Source organism: Deinococcus soli (ex Cha et al. 2016) (assembly GCF_001007995.1).
In the GTDB taxonomy this organism is placed as follows: Bacteria; Deinococcota; Deinococci; order Deinococcales; family Deinococcaceae; genus Deinococcus; species Deinococcus soli.
The window spans coordinates 2,214,699-2,232,500 of the sequence record NZ_CP011389.1 but is presented as its reverse complement, the minus strand read 5'-3'; the positions used below and the strand labels follow the sequence as shown (position 1 = coordinate 2,232,500).

Below are 17,802 nucleotides of genomic sequence, written 5' to 3'. Positions count from 1 at the left end.
GACGGAACAGACGGAAGCCGTATCACACCTGTAGGATACGCGACCGGACGGGCAATAAATGGAAAAACCCCCGCCGGAGCGGGGGCAGGGCAGCGGACCGTGAATTACAGGCGGCTCTTGGGGTCGAAGGCGTCGCGCAGACCGTCCCCCAGGAAGTTGAAGGCCAGCACGGTGATCAGGATCGCCAGCCCCGGGTACACCGCGATGAACGGGTGTTCCAGCACGACCTCGTTCGCGTTGGAGAGCATGTTGCCCCAGGTGCTGACGGGCGGCTGGATGCCGAAGCCCAGGAAGGACAGCGCCGCCTCGCCGAGGATGGCGCCGCCGACGGCCAGTGTGCCGTTCACGATGATCACCGCGACGACATTCGGAACGAGGTGGCGGAACATGATGCGGGGACTGTTCGCGCCCAGGGCGCGGGCGGCGTCCACGTACTCTAGGTTCTTGAGTTTCAGGACCTCGCCACGCACGAGCCGGGCGGTGCCCATCCAGCCGAAGAAGGTGAAGATCCCGACGATGATGAACACGCTGGAGTTCGGGTTCTGCCGCAGCGCCGCGATGGCCGGAACGTCACTCACGGCGAACAGGCCGCTGATGGTCAGCTGCAGGGGCAGTTCGGGAATGGACAGCATGACCTCGATGAAGCGGCTGATGGCGGTATCCACCCAGCGGCCCAGGAAGCCCGCGAGGAGGCCCATCAGGGTGCCCAGCGCGACGCTGAACAGCGCGACCGTGAAGCCCACGATCAGGCTGACGCGGCTGCCGTAGATGATGCGGGACAGCAGGTCGCGCCCCAGGCTGTCCTGCCCCAGGACGTGCTGCGCACTGGGCGGCGCGTAGATCCCCGCGAGGTCCTGCGCGTTCGGGTCATAGGGCGCGATGAGGGGCGCGAAGACCGCGATCAGGATCAGCGCCGCGATCACGATCAGGCTGGCCATGGCGGCCTTGTGGCGGCGCAGGCGGCGCATGGCGATCTGCATGGTCGAGCGGCTCTTGGCGGGGGCGGACGTGGAGACGGGCATGGTGGTCATCAGGCGTACCGGATCCGGGGGTCAACGAGGGCGTAGGCGAGATCGGTCAGCAGCTGGAACACCACGGTCAGGACGGCCAGCATCATCAGGCAGACCATGACCACGTTGAAGTCCTTGCTGACCAGCGCGTCCAGGATGGCCTTGCCCATGCCGGGCCAGGAGAACACGGTCTCCGTGATGACGGCCCCGCCGAACAGGCCGGGGATACTCAGGCCCAGCAGGGTCACGATGGGCGTCACGGCGTTTCGCAGCGCATGCTTGTACAGCACCCGGCGGTCGGCGAGGCCCTTGGCGCGCGCGGTGCGCACGTAATCCTGCGTGAGGGTCTCGAGCATGTTGGCGCGCATGAAGCGCAGCGTCACGGCGATCTCGCGCAGCATCAGGATCATCAGCGGCAGCAGCAGGTACTTCAGCTTGTCCAGCGCCACCGCCCACCATCCGGCCTCGGGGGGCACGTCACCGCCCAGCCCACCCGGCGGCAGGGACAGCAGCCCCCCCGTGAGCTGCGGCAGGTAGATCGCGAAGAAGTACAGGGCCAGCGCGCCCACCCAGAACACCGGGGCGCTGACCGCCACGAACGCGAGGAAGGTCAGGACATAGTCCAGCGCCGAGTACTGCCGCACGGCGCTGAAGATACCCAGCGGCACGGCGATCAGGGTGCTGATGATCAGCGCCGGGACGGTCAGCAGCAGCGTGTTCGGCAGGCGGTTCTGGAAGACGTACTCCAGCGCGGGAATCCCGAAGTCCTGCGAGTAGCCGAAGTTCCCGGTAATGGCCTGCTTGAGCCAGAAGAAGTACCGCGTGAACCACGGCTGGTCCAGGCCGTAGGAGGCCTTCAGGCGGGCGATGTCCTCCGGGGTGATGTTGCTGTTCCCGAACACCAGCTGATCCACCGGGTCGCCGGGTTGCAGGGCGGTCAGGCCGAAGATCAGCAGGCTGATCACCAGCAGCAGCGGGATCATCTGGATGACGCGGCGTAATGCGTAGGTTCCCATGTTCGAACTCCTGAAGCAAAGGGCAGGGGGAAGGAGGCGTGACGTCGCCTGCCCTCCCCCTGCCCGCCGCGCGCCGCCCGGTGGACACGCGCGGTGAGGCGGTTACTTCTGCTTGTACTCCTCGACGGCGCCCTTGCTGGCCCAGCCGATGTTCGCGGCGTTCCAGCTGGGGTACTGCGTGATGGCGCTGAAGGTGTAGTTCACGAGGCCCGGGACCTTGGTGTACACGTTCACGCGGAAGTACAGCGGCAGGGCGGGCACCTCAGTGTTCCAGATGGCCTGCATGCGGTCGAAGAGCTTGATGCGGTCGGCCTGGTTGAACTCCACGCGCGCCTGCTTGTACAGCTTGTCGTACTCGGCGTTGCTCCAGCCAGGGTTGTTCTGGCCGGAGTAGCCGTTGGCGGCGGTGGGGATGCCCTCGCTCTTCCAGAGGTTGCCTTCCTCGAAGACGGGGTTGTTCGACCAGGCGTACATGGCCATGTCCCACTTGCCGCTCTCGCCCTTGCTCAGGAAGTCCGGTCCGAAGATGACGCTGGCGGGGTAGTTCTGGATGTTCACCTGCACGCCCACGGCCTTCCACTGCGCCTGGAGGATCTGCTGCACGCGCTCGCGGGTGCTGTTCCCGGCGGTGGTGGAGAAATTCAGGGTGAGTTTCTTGCCGCCTTTCTGCAGCACGCCGTCACTGCCGGGCGTCCAGCCGAGCGCCGCGAACAGCTGCTTGGCGCGGGCGACGTTCACGTTGTAGTCGTTGACGTCTTTCTTGTACAGCTTGCTGACCGGGCCGATCCAGCTGTTGGACACGGCCTGCTTGCCCTGGAACAGCGCCTTGGTCAGGGCGTCACGGTCGATGGCGTACAGCAGCGCCTGACGCATGCGGGGATCGTCGAGGTCGAGGTCCTTGGCGCGCTGGCCGCGGGCGTTGATGTCGATGTGCTCCCAGACGGCGCCGGGCACGAAGTACGTCTTGTACTTGCTGCGTTCGTTGCGGGCGAGGTCCGTGCCCTGGTCGAAGGTCAGGCCGACGGCGCTGACGGCGTCAAGCTGCCCGGACAGGATGTTCACCTTCAGGGTGTTGGTGTTCGGGATAAAGCGGTACGTGACGGTCTGCACGTAGTTCTCAGGGTTCTTCGGCTGGTTCCAGTAGACCGCGTTGCGGGTCATGGTCAGGCTGTTCCCGGCACGCCACGCGGTGGGTTTGAACGGACCGGCGACGACCTTGGGCAGGTTCCGGGCGGTGGTGAACGACGAGATGAACTTCTTCCACTCCTCATTGACGACCTTGGCGTCCTTCTCGTTTTTCGTCTTGGCGTCAAAGGCGTTCCAGGCGCTGCCCATGATGTGGCTGGGCGCCAGGCCGGGGCTGACCTGATCGGCGAACAGGTAGGGCGGCTCGAAGGTGATCGTGAAGGTGTCGGTGTCGTTCACGGTGATCTTGGCGCGGTCCCAGGGGTCGCGGCTGGGCACGGGCACGCGGTCGTCGTTTTCCAGCTTCAGCCAGAACTGGAAGTCGGCGACCTTGATGGGCGCGCCGTCACTCCACTTGGCGTCCTTGCGGATGGTGTACGTGACGCTGTTGCGGATCACGTCGCCCTTGCTGTCCTTGACGACCTTGTAGTCGCCGTTGGCGAGGGTGGGAACGCGGGTGGCGATATCGGCCTTGGTGTCACCGTTGTCGTCCTGGTAGGTCAGGCCCGCACCCATGTAGCCGTTGATCTCGCTGGTGATGGCGAGGTTGTTGGTGTTCCAGGGGTCGTAGATGTTCGGCGGTTCCTGTGAGGTGCCGACAACGAGACTGTTGTTGGCGGGACCGGCCAGGGCCGCGCCGAGCAGGAATGCAGTGAGGGCAAGGGTCTTCTTCATGGATCCTCCGTGTACTGACTGGGCTGAACCTGCCGCCCTGGATGTTGGTGATGCAGGCAGTATACGGGTCAGATGAAGACCGTCAAGGTCTCTTTTCACCCGCTGATCACGGGCGATGGGGGATTGACACGACAAAAAACCGACCACCTGTGAGGTGGCCGGAATCTTCATCTGCGCAAACAGCAACAGGCAGAACTCAGTGGCTGCCGCAGCCGCCAGAACCCTCGCCGTCCGGGGACTGCGCGCCATCGGTCCGGAATGAGGACCCGCAGCCGCACGCGGAGGTGGCGTTGGGGTTGTGTACGGTGAAGCCGCCGCCCATCATGTTCTCGACGAAGTCCACCTCGCTGCCGCGCAGCAGGGGCAGGCTCATGCGGTCCACGAGCAGTTTCACGCCGCGGTCCACGACGATCAGGTCGCCTTCGAGTTCGCGGTCGTCAATGGCCATGCCGTACTGGTAGCCGCTGCAGCCGCCGCTCTTGATGAACACGCGCACGCCGGCGTTCTCCTTGCCGCTGTTCTGCAGGATACCCAGGGCTTTCTGGGCGCCGAATTCGCTGATGGTGATGTCACGGGCGGGCACGCCGCCGCTGGTTTCGGGGGTGGTGGTCGCGGTCATGCGTGAAGCGTACTACCATTCGGGAAAGAAAAAGGTGCCTGGAAGGCAAAGTGTCCAGCCGGGCCAGCCGAGAGCACGCGGGGCTTCCGCTTACATTCCTTGAGCGTCCCAGTGTTAGCATGGTGGGCATGACGAACCCCTACGCCGAGTGGTTCGAGCAGCTCCGCAGCGAATACGGGGAGCAGCTCCGCGCCATGCCGCTGCCCGACGGACTCCCCGAACACCTGCGCACCCTGATCAATCAGCACGACGAGGATGCCATCCAGTTCATGATCAAGCTCGCGTGGCAGTTCGGCGCGCAGGTGGGTTACGCCGCCGGCAGCCGCCAGGGCGACGCGCCCGCCGCGAACATCCCCAACACCCCCCGCGTGCAGGCCTGAACCAGCCCACCCCCACCGCTGCCTCTCCCCAGAGGCGGCGTTTGCACTGCGGATCGTCAGTGCAGCCCTGAACGGGGCACGCTCCAGCACCCCACATCAGGCTCCGGATCGGGCAGCAGGCCCCGCGCGATCAGTTCCTCCAGCGCGGCGCGGGCCAGTGCAGCGAGCGCCTCCGGGTCAGCCTGTGCGGGAGCATGACCAGCCAGCTTCAGTTCATACGCAGTCTGTGCCAGGTGCCGGGCCAGTTCATCCATGCCCCGCAGTGAAGCACACCCGGCGCACCACAGAAAAACCCCGGCGCAGGGGCCGGGGCTTCAGGGGTGAGGCTCAGTTGTGCACTCAGTCGTCTGCGTGGGCGTGGGCCAGCGCGTCGCGCTCGTCCGCCTCGCGGATGGCGCGGATCAGACGTACGATGCCGATCGTCGCGAAGTAGCTGATGGCCGGCAGGCCAATCGTCAGGATCCACAGGATGGTATTGGCATTCGCAGAGGACAGAATGCCACTCTGAATCAGCTCGATCTTGTAGCCCGCGACCGACAGCACGATCATCATCACCAGGAACGCCACGCCTGCACCCAGCCGCACCGGGTGATTGGTGGGGTTCTCAGCGTAGTACATGTTGTCCTTGCTGCGGTCCAGCATGGGCACCGCGAACATGGCCGCCATGATGATGCCGGGGAAGACCATGGCCCCCACGAACTCGGCGCTGATCACGCCGCCCAGCACTTCCAGTTCAAAGCCGGGGATGATGGCCAGGGCCCCGAAGACCCACAGCAGGTACCAGTCGGGTTTAATCCCGCTGATCGGATCGGGGCTAGGCGGCCCGTAGTACTCGACCGGGTGAACTGGGATGAACGCCGCGAACAGCACGACCAGACCAGTGAACAGCAGGGCCAGCATCAGCATGATGGGGGTCTGCTGGGTCATGAGCGGCACGCCCACGATCTTCTTGTAGGCCAGACGCTTGGCGTACTGCGGCTGGGTGTGCTTCTGCTTGATCATGATCAGCATGTGCGCGCCGGTCAGGGCCAGCAGGATGCCGGGCAGCAGCATGATGTGATAGCCGTAGATACGGGGGATGATCCCCTCACCAGGGAAACGGCCCGCGAACGCGGCCTGCGCCAGCCAGTCGCCCACCCAGGGCACGGACTTGGTGATGGCGTAGATCACGCTGACGGTGTTGTACGCGTAGTTGTCGTAGGGGAGGATGTAGCCGGTCACAGCAGTCAGCGATGCGAATATCAGCAGCAGCATGCCGATCCACCAGTTGATCTCGCGGGGTTTCTTGAACGCGCCCGTGAAGTAGATGCGCATCATGTGAATGACGGCAGCGGCGACCATGATGTTGGCCATCCAGTGGTGGATCCGGCGCAGCATGTCCCCGAAGGGCATGGCGTTGATCTTCAGGGCCGAGTGGTACGCGGCGGGCACCAGATTCGGGTCGGCCTTGGTGCCGGGGTCGAAGGAGTTGACGACGAGCGAGTTGCTGGGCTCGTACGCGAGCGCCAGCAGGATCCCGGTGATGATCAGCACGATCAGGCTGAACAGCGTGATCTCTCCCAGGAAGAAGGAGTGATGCACCGGGAAGGCCTTGCGCAGGAACTTGTCGTTCAGGCGCGAGATGTGCAGACGGTCATCCAGCCACTGGTTCATCCGATGATCTCCTTGACCTGCTCGAGGTAGGTTTCCCAGTCAGCTTCGTTCAGGAAGCCGTAGGGTGCCGTCACGAACGTTTCGGTCACGACCAGCTGGTCGTTGTCCAGTTTGATGGGCAGCTGCGGCATGGAGCGGGGGGGTGGACCGCCCACGACCTTACAGCCTTGCAGCAGGTCATACTGCCCGGAATGGCAGGGGCAGAACAGCTTGGTGGCGTCGTTGGGATCGTTGGGAACTGCGCAGCCAGCGTGGGTGCACTTGTTCGAGTAGGCCACGACACCCTGCTCAGTGATGCCGTTCAGTTCTAGCACCACATGTGCGTGACCGCCTTCTTCGGGCACCTTGAAGCGGTCGCGCTCGAAACGGTAGACAGCCAGCTGGTTGTTCGGCTCACCCTTGCGGATGACGTTATTGCCTTCCTTGTCCTTGCCCATCGGCCAGGCGGACACGCCCTGCTCGCTGAGTTCCGACACACGGATCGGCTGGCCTTCCTTGTCGGCCGAGGCATGCACCAGGATGTCACCCTTGATGGGGGGGGCCTTCTCGGGGGTCAGGCGGAAGGCGGGCTTGGCACTGCCCAGGGCACTCACGAGGCTCAGGACGCCCACACCGGCGCCGGTGCCCATGGCCACGTTGATGAACTTGCGGCGCGTGATTTCCGGATCTTGCTTCTTGTAACGGGTCATTTCAATCTCTCCTGATTACCAGGGGAACTCGCCACTGGCGTCCTCGACGAGCACCTCGCCGTCCATGAAGTACTTCTTGTACAGCGCGACGCTGGCGGCCAGCATCAGCAGCACCATCGCGGCGTAGAAGCCCTCGGCGGTCACGTTGGGGGTAACAGGCTCGGCAGCGGCCCAGCCTGCGAAGTCCGTGACCATCTGCCGGACGAACAGCACCGCGAACATCACGGTCAGGCCCAGCGTGGTGATGATGCCCAGCGTCGCGAGCGGCGTCGAGCGGACCTTGTGAATACCGGGGTGGAGCTCCAGGCCTTCCGCCCATACGCTGTACAGACCGATCAGGCCGTACGTGAGCAGCACCATCACGAACGTCGCCAGGAAGATCTCCGGCAGCTTGATGTGGTCAGGCACGAAGCGGCTGCGGTTCTTCAGGACTTCCGGGTCGATCTTGGTCTGACCGGCGGCCACGGTGGCCGGGGTCAGGGGTTCCTCGACCTTGTTGCCCCAGGAGTTCAGGACGTAGTTCGCCACGGCGTACACTTCGTTCTCGGCCAGCTGCGTCTGCGCGGGCATGGCGCCCTTGCCCTTGGTGATGACGGTGTGCACGTAGACGGGATCCTTGGTCAGTTTCTCGTCGCCGGCCAGTTTCGGGCCGACGCCCCCCTGGCCTTCTGCACCGTGGCAGCCGGCGCATGCGGTCGTGAAGACCTGCTTCCCGACTGTCGGCCACTCCTTACTGATATTCGCCACGACCGCCGGGTCCACCACCACAGGCTCTGGCGCCGTTTCCTTGTTGAACAGGAACAGCAGGATGATCCACATGATGGCCGCACTGACAATGGCGACCCAGGGCATGACAGCGTCGTTTCTTTCCACTTTCCCTCTCCCTAAGCATGAAGTGGCCAGTTATTTCCCGCCGTGTCGCGGATGGAAACCCTGCTCTCAGGTGGCCTAATACGGGTCAGCATACCACGCACCGAACATGCGCCCAGCCGCGCTTCTTGGGGCTGCCCGCCAGACTTCGGCACCCTTCATGGTGCCCCTTACCGACCGGTTAAATGTCCCCGGCCCCCGGGTCTCCGCCCAGCGCTGCCAGGAGCGGCCACAGGGCACCCGCCAGCGTCCGCACGTCGGCGTTCTCGGGGTGCTCACGCGGATCCACCCCACCCTCGGAGAGGAGGCCCACGAGCAGGGGGCGGGGCGTGAACAGCACGCCGACGTCATGGTGAACGCCCAGCAGCTCGCCGCTCTTCGTGGCGCTCCGGTACAGGCGCTCCCCGTCCGGGCCACAGGGCACATGCCGGGCGATCAGGTCGCGGTACTGCTGCCGTCCCAGGATGTCCAGCGCCAGCGCCGTATGCGCCTCGTCCAGCACATCCCCGGCCACCAGGGCGCGCAGCAGCGCCGTCTGGTCGCGTGCGGTGGTGGCGTTGCGCTCACCGCGGCGCTGCGCCTCGTTGCGCTGCCCGGGGGGCAACTGCAACTTTCCGACCAGCCGCGTGCCCGTCAGGCCCTGCGCCGCCAGCCACGCGTTCACGGCGTCCACGCCCAGCCGCGCGATCACGAGGTTCGTGGCGGTGTTGTCGCTCACGACGATCATCAGGGTCAGCACGTCCCGCCACGTCAGGGCCAGTCCGCCATCCAGATCGTGCAGGACGCCCGCCCCCGGCACGCGGTCTCCGGGCTGCATGGTCACCCGGGCCGACAGGTCCAGGCGGCCCGCCTGCGCCTCCTGAAGGGCCAGCACCAGCAGCGGCACCTTGATGGTACTCGCCGCCGGGAACACCCGCTCCGCGTTCCAGGCGATCAGCTCCGCACCCGTCACGTCCGTGACCCGCAGCCCCACCGTGCCGGCAAAGCCCGACGCTGCCAGATGCGCCTGAAAGGCCGCCAGCCTCTCCCCGGCTCCCCTCTCCCCTGCCCCGCCGGTCACTCCGGCAGGTCCAGCCCGGCCAGCGCCGCGAACGGATGCGCGGTGCCCACCGGGCGCAGCGTGCAGAAGGGCGGCGCGCCGTCCGGTTCCACCCGGTGCTCGCAGGTGGGGCACTCCGGGAACGCCTGCTCGGTGTACGCCAGGTCCGCCTCGGCACTGGGGAGGCTCCACTCGCGGCCACACCCGGCACGGAACGTCACCGGTTTCACGGGCGCCCCCGGTCCCACGCGGCGGTTCTTACTCAAGGTTGGCGATGCCCTCGCGGATCGCGTACAGCGCCGCCTGCGTGCGGTTGTTCAGCTGCAACTTCGTGAAGATCTCCGACAGGCGGTTGCGGACCGTCTTCTCGCTGATGTCCAGCCGCAGCGCGATGTCCTGATTCGAGAAGCCCTGCGCGAGCAGCTTCAGGATCATCGTCTCGCGTTCGTTCAGGTCCGCATGCTTCTCGCTGGGCAGCTCCTCGCGCTTGTCGCGGAAGTCGTCCAGAACGTTCTGCGCCATCTCGGGGTCCAGCAGGGCCTCGCCGGCCGCCACGCGGCGGATCACGTCCAGCAGCGTCGCGGCGTCCGCGTCCTTCAGGACGTAGCCGCGCGCCCCGGCCTTCACGGCCTCGAACACGTAGCGGTCCTGGCGGTACATCGTGATCATGATCACCCGGGCGTTCGGGTCGATCTCCAGGATGCTCTGCGTGGCCTTCACGCCGTCCAGGTCCGGCATCTGGATGTCCATCAGGATCACGTCCGGATGCGTGTCCGCCGCGTACCGGATCGCCTCGCGGCCGTTGGCGGCCTCGCCGATCACGCGCATTCCCTCGGACTCCAGCAGGCTGCGCAGTCCCTGACGGAACAGCGCGTGATCATCCACGAGCAAGACGCGAATCATGTGCCCAGTCTAGGGCAGCGGCGCGCCCCACACCGGGAGGAAAGCCCCCAACGCCCCCCACCCAGCCCCCACACGGCAAAACCGCAGAGATTTGTCAGGCGGGTCCCTGTACACTGCGAGGCGTGATCACCTGGTTCGATGCGCTGCTCGTGACCCTCTGGGCGGCCGTGACCGCCCTCGGCGCCAGGCGCGGCCTGGGTGGGCTCGCGTGGGGGCTGGGCGGCGTCGCCGCCTGCTTCCTGGCCAATTCCCTGAGCGGCAACGCCCCGGTCGCCCTGATCATCGGCGCGGCGATCGCCGTGGGCGTCGGCACTGCCGTCACCCACCGCATCCAGAACCCGCTGGACCAGCCCTGGCACCTCGGGGCGGGCGCGCTGGGCGGCTTCGCGCTCGGCGGCGTCCTGATCGCCACGCTGGCCCTGAGTTTCCCCCTGGACGTGCAGGTGGACGCGCGCGGCTCGCGCGGCGTGTACCCCTCGGTCAGCCTGCCGCCCGCGCTGTACACCGCCGTGCGCGGCAGCGCCCTCCAGAACGGCCTGCGGGGCGTGTGGTCCGGCAACGCCGCCGTGAAGACCCTGCTGATCCCCGACCAGACCCGCCGCTGAACCGAACGGCAGAGGACCCCCGGGGCAGGCTGAACGCCCCGGGGGTCCTGCCACAGCCAGCGCCGTCCTGAGGACTGCGGTGTGCTTCTCCCCACCCTGCTACGCCGCTCTCCGAGCCTGCCCGGGCTGAACGCGTCTGCACACCTGTCCACCGGGGTCCGGGTCACTCCACCTGCACGGACGGCGTCTCGGCGTGCGGGGCGTCCGCCCGCTGGCTGAGCACGGTCGCCACGACCACCAGCGCGCCCCCCAGCGCGCCGCGCAGGCCGACCTGCTCGCCGATCAGCACGAAGCTAAAGGCCGTGGCCGTCACGGGTTCCAGCGCGTAGATCAGGCTGGCCTCGGCGGCGCTCACGCTGCGCTGCCCGATGGTCTGCAGCAGCGTGGTGAGGGCCGTGGCCGCCACGCCGAGGTACAGCAGTGGTCCCCACGCCGCCGCCGGGGGGAGTGACGGCGCGCCGCCCAGGAGCAGCCACACGAGTGCCAGCGCCGTGACGCTCAGGACCTGCGTGACCGTGAACGGCAGCGCCGCGTGACGCCCGGCCATGCGCTCCAGGGTGACGATGAATCCCGCGTACGTCACGGCGCACGCCAGCGCCCACGCGTCCCCGGTGACGAGCGCGCCGCCCTCCCAGGACAGCAGCGCCAGGCCCGCCACGGCCAGCGGCAGCGCCAGCCACAGCGCGCCCGGCATGCGCCGCCGCTGCGCGACGACCAGCCACAGCGGCACGAGCACCACGCTCAGGGCCGTGAAGAACGCCGCGCGGTTCGCGCTCGTGGTCTGCAGCGCGATCGTCTGCGTGCCGTACCCGGCGATCAGCCACGCGCCCAGGAGAAACCCGTCCCGCCACAGGCTGCGGCTGCGCCAGCCGTCCGGGGTGCGGGGGGCACGGGCCGCGTTCCGGCGCGTCCAGGCGACCAGCGGCAGCAGGGCGACAGAGGCGATCAGGAACCGCCAGAAGATTAGGTCCGCCGCCGGGAGCAGCTGTCCCAGCGTCTTGACCACCGCGAAGGTGCTGCCCCACAGGCAGGTCACCGCGATCAACAGGAGGGCGCCACGCGCACGGGCCGACATGACGGGGATTCTATGCGGCGACGCCCGCATCCCGGCGTGGACTGTCCAGCAGGCGCGGCCCGCCCCGGTGACCGGGTGGGCCGCGCGTTCAGTCGGATGAGATCAGCGGATGGCGGTGCGGAAACACACGCTGCCCTGATCACCCACGGCCAGGGCGCCCAGGTTCACGGTCATCGTGCCGCGCCCGAACGTCCCGCCACTGCTGCTCAGCGCGCCGGTGTCCGCGTCGGCCGCGCTCGTGAAGTACGAGGTGGTCGGCGTGGTCGTCCCGCGCGTGAGTTTCACGCCGAAGCCCGTCGCCGCACTCGCTTCCTCCGCGTCGTACCCGCCGGCTTGGGCGTTCGTGGTGCCGGGCACGTGGTCGGTCACCACGAAGTTCGGCAGGGGCGCGCCGCCGATGTTCTCGAAGGCGATGCAGTACTCGAGGACCTCGCCGGGGAGGCCGCCGCCGGACGTGCCGAAGGTGGTGTTCTGCGTGACGTTGCGCACGGACTTGGTGAGTTTCGCCGCGACCATCTGCGTGACGGCAGTGGCGGTGTTGTTCGCGGGGGTGGGATCGGTGGTGGCGCTGCTGACGGACGCGGTGTTCGTCAGGGTCCGCGTGGCAGGCGTGCTCAGCAGCGTCGCCTCACTTGGGGCGGTGGCGGTCACGGTGATGGTCTGCGAGGCGCTGGCCGCCAGGGTGCCCAGCGTCCAGCTGAGCGTCTGGCCGCTGACCGTCGCGGCGGGCGCGCTGCTCACGTACGTGAGGCCCGTGGGCAGCGTGTCACTCACGGTGACGGCCGTCGCGGCATTCGGACCGGCGTTCGTGACGGTCAGGGTGTACGAGATGGTCTCGCCGGGCTTCGCGAAGGCCGGTCCGGTCTTCGTGATGATCACGTCGGCAGAGGCCGCACCCACGTCGACCGTCACGGTGGCCGCGTCGCAGGCGGTCGTGAGGGTCGCGTCGCAGATCTGATACGTGACGGTGTACGACCCGGCGGGCGTCGCGGCGGGCACGACCAGTTGCCCGCTGCCGTTCACGGTCAGGCCGGTGATCCCACCGGCGTTCTGCACGGTCACGGCGACGTTCGCCGTGGTGGCCGCCGCGCCGCCGACCGTGTCGTTGCCCAGGACGGTCACGGTGCCGCCCGTCCCGAAGGCGAGGTTCACGGTGGTGTCGTTCACGGCGTCGATGACGCGGGTGACGGCGGCAGCACTGCTGTTGTTCCCGGACGGCAGGTCGGTCGTCCCGGCGGGCGCGGCGACGCTGGCGGTGTTGCTCAGCGTGCCGCTGGCGGGCGCGGTGCCGGTCAGGGTGTACGTCAGGAAGTTCCCGTCCGGCGTGGCGTTCGCCGCGTTCGTGTCCAGGCTCAGCGTACCGGTCGTGATCGTGACGCTGCTGGCGGTGAAGGTCTGGGTCCCGCAGGTGGCGGTGCCGGTCGCGGCGCAGCTGATGCCGGTCACGGTGAACCCGCTGGGCAGGCTGTCCGTGACGGTGGCGCCCGTGACGCTGCTGGGGCCGTTGTTCCACACGCGGATGGTGTAGCTGACCGCGCGGCCGCTGCCCACCGCGACCGGCGCACTCTTGTCGATCGCCAGGTCGGCGGCGGGGGTGACGGTGGTGTTCACGCTGGCGGTGTTGTTCCCGGTCGTCGCGTCCGTGATGCCCGAGGGCGCCGTCACCGTCGCGGTGTTCGTGAACGTCCCGGTCGTCGTCGCGGTGCCCTGGATCGTCACCGTGCAGCTCGTCCCACTCGCCCCGCTGAAGGTCCCGTTCAGAGTGCCCCCCGTGAAGGAAGCGGTGCAGGTCGTGCCGGTCCCGGTTGCGCTCACGACGCTCAGGCCCGTCAGGTTGGCCGGGACGGCGTCCGTGAAGGTCGCGTTCGTCACGGCGCTCGGGCCGTTGTTCGTCACGACGATCTGGTACTGCACGGCCCCGCCCTGCACCACGCTCAGTGCGGTGGTCTGGAAGGTGCCCCCCGTGCCGGCACGCTGCGCTTTCGTGATCGCCAGGTCGGCCGCGGCGGGCGTGACGGTGATGGCGATGGTGGCGGTGTCGCACGCACTGGTGAGGGTCGCGTCGCAGATCTGGTACGTGACGGTGTACGTGCCGGGCAGGTTCAGGGCGGAGGCCGCGAGGACCAGCTGCCCGCTGGCGTTCACACTGAGGCCGGTCAGGCCACCGTTGGTGACGATGGTGGGGAGCGTGGCGTTCGTGGTGGTGGCGGCCGCGCCGCCGACCGTGTCGTTGGCCAGGATGGTGAAGGTGGCGCCCTGGTTGAAGGTCACGGACCCCGTGTCGTTCACGGCGTCCACGATGCGGGTGCTGACGCTGGCCGAATTGTTCGCGGGCGTGCTGTCGCTCGCGTCCGACACGCTCGCGGTGTTCCCGAGCGTCCCGGTCGCGCTGCTAACCAGGGTGCCCGTGACGGTCAGCGTCACGTAGCGGGTGTCGGCCGTCGTGACGGACCCCGTGTCGGTCCCCAGGTTCACGGTCAAGCTGATGGCGTTGCCGCTGCCGCTGGCCGCGCTGCAGCTCGCGCCGCCCGTCCCGGCGCACGTCCACGTCACCCCCGTCAGGCTGGCGGACACCGTGTCGGTCAGCGTAGCGCTGCCTGCCGGGCTCGGGCCGTTGTTCCACGCGCGGATGGTGTACGTGACGGTCCCGCCGGGTCCCGCCGCCACGACGTTCACGGCCTTGCTCACGGCGACGTCCGTGACGGGCGTGACAGTATCGGTATCGGTGGCACTGTTGTTGCCGGCGGTGGGGTCGGTGGTGCCAGACGGCGCGGTGACAGTAGCGGTGTTGGCAAGAGTGCCGCCGGTGGCGGTGACGGTGCCCGTCACGCGAATCTCGAAGAACTGTCCGCTGGCTAAGGCAGGCAGGGCGTATCCGGCCTGGAGTTGCGTGACCGTGGGCGCAGCGCTGCATTGACCAGGCGTGTTGGAACAGGTCACGCTGGTCACCGTCAGGCCCGCAACGGCGGCGTCGGTGAGGGTGGCGCCGGTGACGCTGCTGGGCCCGGCGTTGGTGACGCGGATGGTGTACGTGGTCGTCCCACTGGCGTTGACGCTGGAGACACTGTCGGTCTTGGTGACGCTCAGGTCCGCGACCGGCGTCACGGTGTCGGTATCGGTGGCCGAGTTGTTCGTGTTCGTGCCGTCGACCGTTCCGGCCGGCGCCGTGACGGTGGCAGTGTTGGCGACGCTCCCACTGGTGGCCGTGACGGTGGCCGTGACGGTCAGCTCATAGGTCTCCCCGCTGGCCAGGATGGGCAGACCGTAACCCGCCTGCAGCTGGCTGATCGTCGGCGTGGTGCCGGCCGTGCAGCGGCCCGGGGTGGCTGAGCAGCTGACTGCCGTGACGTTCAGGCCACTGACGGCCGCGTCAGTCAGGATTGCAGTGGTGGGGTTCGGGCCCAGGTTGGTCACACGGATGGTGTAGGTCGTGGTGCCGCCGGCGTTCACGCTGGTCATACCATCGGTCTTGGTGATGCTCAGATCGGCGGTGCTGCGGAAGCCGAAGTCAGGAGCAGCGTTCGTGCCGCTCGTATAGTTGGGGGTACCGGGCAGGGCGATGTCGTTGGGGGTGGTCAGTGTATATCCGGCAGGTACGGTGTTTGTCTCTCCGGCTGTGGTGCCGTTCTCGACGTGCACGAAGTACGTGAAACCGGTCGGGGGTGGGGGAACGTTCGTGAAGACGTACTTCCCGGTGTCCGCCCCGACGCCCGTGGTGGTCTTGGCGACGGTAACAGTGTTGCCGTTCGCGTCGATGTACCTGAGGTCCACGGTCACGCCGGCCGGGAGCTGGGGTTCGCTGGGGTTCTGGAAGGTGCTGCTGGTATTCAGGTCGCCGTACAGGTAGCCGCTGAACGTGTTTACCCAGTTCCCCTGACACTGGTTGACGTTCAGCTGGTCGAAGGCGAAGTCGTTGCCGTTGCCGGAAGAGACGTTGTTCACGAGGCTGAAGGTCACGGAGGTGGAAGCGCCGGAGTTGAAGACGAAACCCGAGCGGCGCCATTTGGCCACCTGGTCCTGCGGGATGTTGCCAGTCTTGTAGTACGACACGCCGTTGACATAAATGTCGACGTTGGGCAGCAGTGCGCCGGTCGCGCCGTTGTCGAAGAGGTTGGCGAACAGGCCAGTGACCTGATAGTTGGTGTTCAGTGTGAGGCCACTGATGGTCGAGACGAGTACCGCGTTGCCGGGGTTCGCGCCGTTCACGAGCAGGAAGCGTCCGGTGGCCGAGTCGTCAGACGCCGCCCCGCTGCTGTTGACAGTGATGGGGGTCAGGGTGGAACTCCAGACGTTGAAGATTCTCGGGGTGCTCAGGCGGTTGACCAGCGAGACGAAGCCGTCGTTCGGGCTGTTCGGGCTGACCTGAATGTAGGTGTAGTTGGGGATGTTGGTACTCAGGTACGGCCACGCTGCCGGGGATTTCGTACCGGTGCTGGCCACGGTCGGATCGCTGCTGCTCACCCCGAAGGTGCCGCCACTAAAGTCCGTCACGAGGTTGCTGCCCAGGCCGGTATTGCCGGGCAGTGCAGAACACACGGGGGGCGTGGTAGAGACGAACGGCGGGTTGATGGTGTCCGTATCAGTGGCACTGTTGTTGGCAGTGGCTGGGTCCGTGATACCACTGGGCGCAGCGACAATCGCGGTGTTGCTCAGGGAACCGCCAGTCCCGGTCACCGTGCCCGTCACCGTCACTTCGTAGAACTGGCCACTGGCCAGGGTCGGCAGGGCGTACCCGGCCTGGAGCTGCGCGACAGTCGGCGTGGTCCCCGCCGTGCACTGCCCCGGGGTGCCCGAACAGGCCACACTGGTGACGTTCAGCCCACTGACCACCGCGTCCGTCAGGAGTGCGCCCGTGGCGGTGCTCGGGCCGTTGTTCGTGACCCGAACCGTGTAGGTCGTCGTCTCACCAGAGTTGACGCTGGTCACGCTGTTGGTCTTGGTGACGATCAGATCGGCCGCAGGTGAGATCGTCAGGCGGTAATCCTCGACCTCACCGCTGTCCAGTCGGCCGGTTGGGGTCTGCACACCGGTCGTGTCGTAGCTGGCGCGCAGCCGAACGTAGTTCGTGCCGCCAGTCAAGCCACTCAGGCCCGTCCAGTTCAGTGTCACACTGGACGCACCGGCAGCAAAAGCCGCGCAGGCGCGCTCCCCGACCTCGAAGGCCCCGTTGCGGTTGTAATCCACCCATCCGCACACCTGGCCGGGCTGACTTGCGCCGCTGATGGGCACGGTCAGGCTGTAGGTGCTACTTGCGGTCGTCAAGACCGGGAAGGTGCTGATGGCGTCCTCGTCCACACCGTCGCCGTTCGTGCCGGTGTTGTCGGCTCCCGCGGCTACCGCGTTGGGGCTGGGCGTGATCGCCGTGCCGCCGTTCAGGGTGCCGGTGTTGTCCGCGTCGATGGTGCTGCCCAGTTTCAGGTCCCCGACCACGTGGCTGGCAGCCGCCGTGGGATCGTAACTGGCCGGCGCGTCACCGAAGTCCTCGTCGACGCTGACGGCCATGTTGATGGCATCTGCTGACGGCCCGCTGTCGACGGTGCTTCCGTTGGGGCCGGAATAGACCGCATAAGGGTAGGGCGTGTTCGTCGAGGTATCTGCCACTACCTTCTTCGTTTCCAGTCGCATCTCGAACTGAAGCTGGGAGAAGGTTCCAGCGAACCTGAAACTTCCGCAGCCGGCCGAAGTGGTCCCGGTGGCGGGCGTACATGATGCCTGAATGACGTCATACGTGTTCGGCGAGCCCGTAGCAACCAGTGTTCCAGATCCCAGGGACGAGACCCCGATTGAAGGTGTGCCGGAAACCGTCGTGACGGCAAGGTTGGACGGCGTGCCGAGCGCACTGATGGAGACGCCGCTTGTCAGTAATCGCAGGCGGGTTGCAACGCCCCAAACATCGTTGGTTCGCCGGGAATTTCCGCCCAAACCGGTGATATGCAGGACTGGATTGGTTACAGGTCGGCTGAAGTTGACCGTGAGGAACCCGCGCAGGCAACTGCCGATACTGCCCGCTGCCCCCGTGGCACCGTAACAGGCCGGATCGTCCTTCTCACGTACGGTCTGCGTGTTGGTCCCGCTGGTCACGG

The 17,802-nt window shown here is 67.0% G+C and carries 15 protein-coding genes; 2 read left to right on the top strand and 13 right to left on the bottom strand.

Going from position 1 to position 17,802, the window contains the following annotated elements; genetic code table 11:
* Positions 1-104 precede the first annotated feature (104 nt).
* The 4 genes from SY84_RS10970 to SY84_RS10955 all read right to left on the bottom strand — a co-directional run bounded on the left by SY84_RS10970 (position 105) and on the right by SY84_RS10955 (position 4,505).
* Positions 105-1,031 (bottom strand): ABC transporter permease, encoded by a 927-nt coding sequence (locus SY84_RS10970; protein ID WP_046844044.1) that lies wholly within the window; start codon positions 1,029-1,031, stop codon positions 105-107.
* Positions 1,031-2,026: an ABC transporter permease gene (locus tag SY84_RS10965; protein WP_046844043.1), complete on the bottom strand. Its 996-nt coding sequence runs from the start codon at positions 2,024-2,026 to the stop codon at positions 1,031-1,033. The genes SY84_RS10970 and SY84_RS10965 overlap by 1 nt, the downstream gene beginning before the upstream one ends.
* A 102-nt stretch (positions 2,027-2,128) precedes the next feature.
* Positions 2,129-3,886 (bottom strand): peptide ABC transporter substrate-binding protein, encoded by a 1,758-nt coding sequence (locus tag SY84_RS10960; protein ID WP_046844042.1) that lies wholly within the window; start codon positions 3,884-3,886, stop codon positions 2,129-2,131.
* A 196-nt stretch (positions 3,887-4,082) separates the two neighbouring features.
* A complete protein-coding gene (locus tag SY84_RS10955; RefSeq protein ID WP_046844041.1) occupies positions 4,083-4,505 on the bottom strand; it encodes a HesB/IscA family protein in 423 nt (140 codons plus the stop codon).
* Positions 4,506-4,633: 128 nt separating this feature from the next.
* On the opposite strand from SY84_RS10955, the gene SY84_RS10950 reads away from it, so the two are divergent.
* Complete coding sequence (locus tag SY84_RS10950; protein ID WP_046844040.1) at positions 4,634-4,885, top strand: hypothetical protein; 252 nt, start codon at positions 4,634-4,636, stop codon at positions 4,883-4,885.
* 56 nt (positions 4,886-4,941) lie between these two features.
* Here SY84_RS10950 and SY84_RS10945 read toward each other — a convergent pair whose 3' ends face one another.
* The 7 genes from SY84_RS10945 to SY84_RS10915 all read right to left on the bottom strand — a co-directional run bounded on the left by SY84_RS10945 (position 4,942) and on the right by SY84_RS10915 (position 10,039).
* The gene (locus tag SY84_RS10945) at positions 4,942-5,139 is read right to left on the bottom strand and encodes a hypothetical protein (protein WP_046844039.1); all 198 of its coding nucleotides are present in this window, start codon (positions 5,137-5,139) and stop codon (positions 4,942-4,944) included.
* Between the two features lie 85 nt (positions 5,140-5,224).
* Positions 5,225-6,538 carry a cytochrome b gene (locus SY84_RS10940; RefSeq protein ID WP_046844038.1) on the bottom strand — a complete coding sequence of 438 codons (1,314 nt, stop codon included), beginning with the start codon at positions 6,536-6,538 and terminating at the stop codon, positions 5,225-5,227.
* Positions 6,535-7,227 (bottom strand): ubiquinol-cytochrome c reductase iron-sulfur subunit, encoded by a 693-nt coding sequence (locus SY84_RS10935; RefSeq protein ID WP_046844037.1) that lies wholly within the window; start codon positions 7,225-7,227, stop codon positions 6,535-6,537. The genes SY84_RS10940 and SY84_RS10935 overlap by 4 nt, the downstream gene beginning before the upstream one ends.
* Positions 7,228-7,242: 15 nt before the next feature.
* Entirely contained in the window at positions 7,243-8,079 is an 837-nt protein-coding gene (locus tag SY84_RS10930; RefSeq protein WP_081424574.1) for a c-type cytochrome, read from the bottom strand.
* A gap of 199 nt (positions 8,080-8,278) precedes the next feature.
* Positions 8,279-9,118, bottom strand: a complete 840-nt coding sequence (locus SY84_RS10925) for a serine hydrolase (RefSeq protein ID WP_046845150.1) — start codon at positions 9,116-9,118, stop codon at positions 8,279-8,281.
* Positions 9,119-9,153: 35 nt separating this feature from the next.
* The gene (locus SY84_RS10920) at positions 9,154-9,366 is read right to left on the bottom strand and encodes a hypothetical protein (RefSeq protein WP_229755886.1); all 213 of its coding nucleotides are present in this window, start codon (positions 9,364-9,366) and stop codon (positions 9,154-9,156) included.
* Between the two features lie 28 nt (positions 9,367-9,394).
* Complete coding sequence (locus SY84_RS10915; protein ID WP_046844034.1) at positions 9,395-10,039, bottom strand: response regulator; 645 nt, start codon at positions 10,037-10,039, stop codon at positions 9,395-9,397.
* 122 nt (positions 10,040-10,161) lie between these two features.
* On the opposite strand from SY84_RS10915, the gene SY84_RS10910 reads away from it, so the two are divergent.
* A complete protein-coding gene (locus SY84_RS10910; protein WP_046844033.1) occupies positions 10,162-10,644 on the top strand; it encodes a hypothetical protein in 483 nt (160 codons plus the stop codon).
* A 163-nt stretch (positions 10,645-10,807) separates the two neighbouring features.
* Here the strand turns inward: SY84_RS10910 and SY84_RS10905 are convergent, their stop codons facing one another.
* Positions 10,808-11,719, bottom strand: a complete 912-nt coding sequence (locus tag SY84_RS10905; RefSeq protein WP_046844032.1) for a DMT family transporter — start codon at positions 11,717-11,719, stop codon at positions 10,808-10,810.
* Positions 11,720-11,821: 102 nt separating this feature from the next.
* The gene (locus tag SY84_RS10900; RefSeq protein ID WP_046844031.1) at positions 11,822-17,221 is read right to left on the bottom strand and encodes a beta strand repeat-containing protein; all 5,400 of its coding nucleotides are present in this window, start codon (positions 17,219-17,221) and stop codon (positions 11,822-11,824) included.
* Positions 17,222-17,802 lie beyond the last annotated feature (581 nt).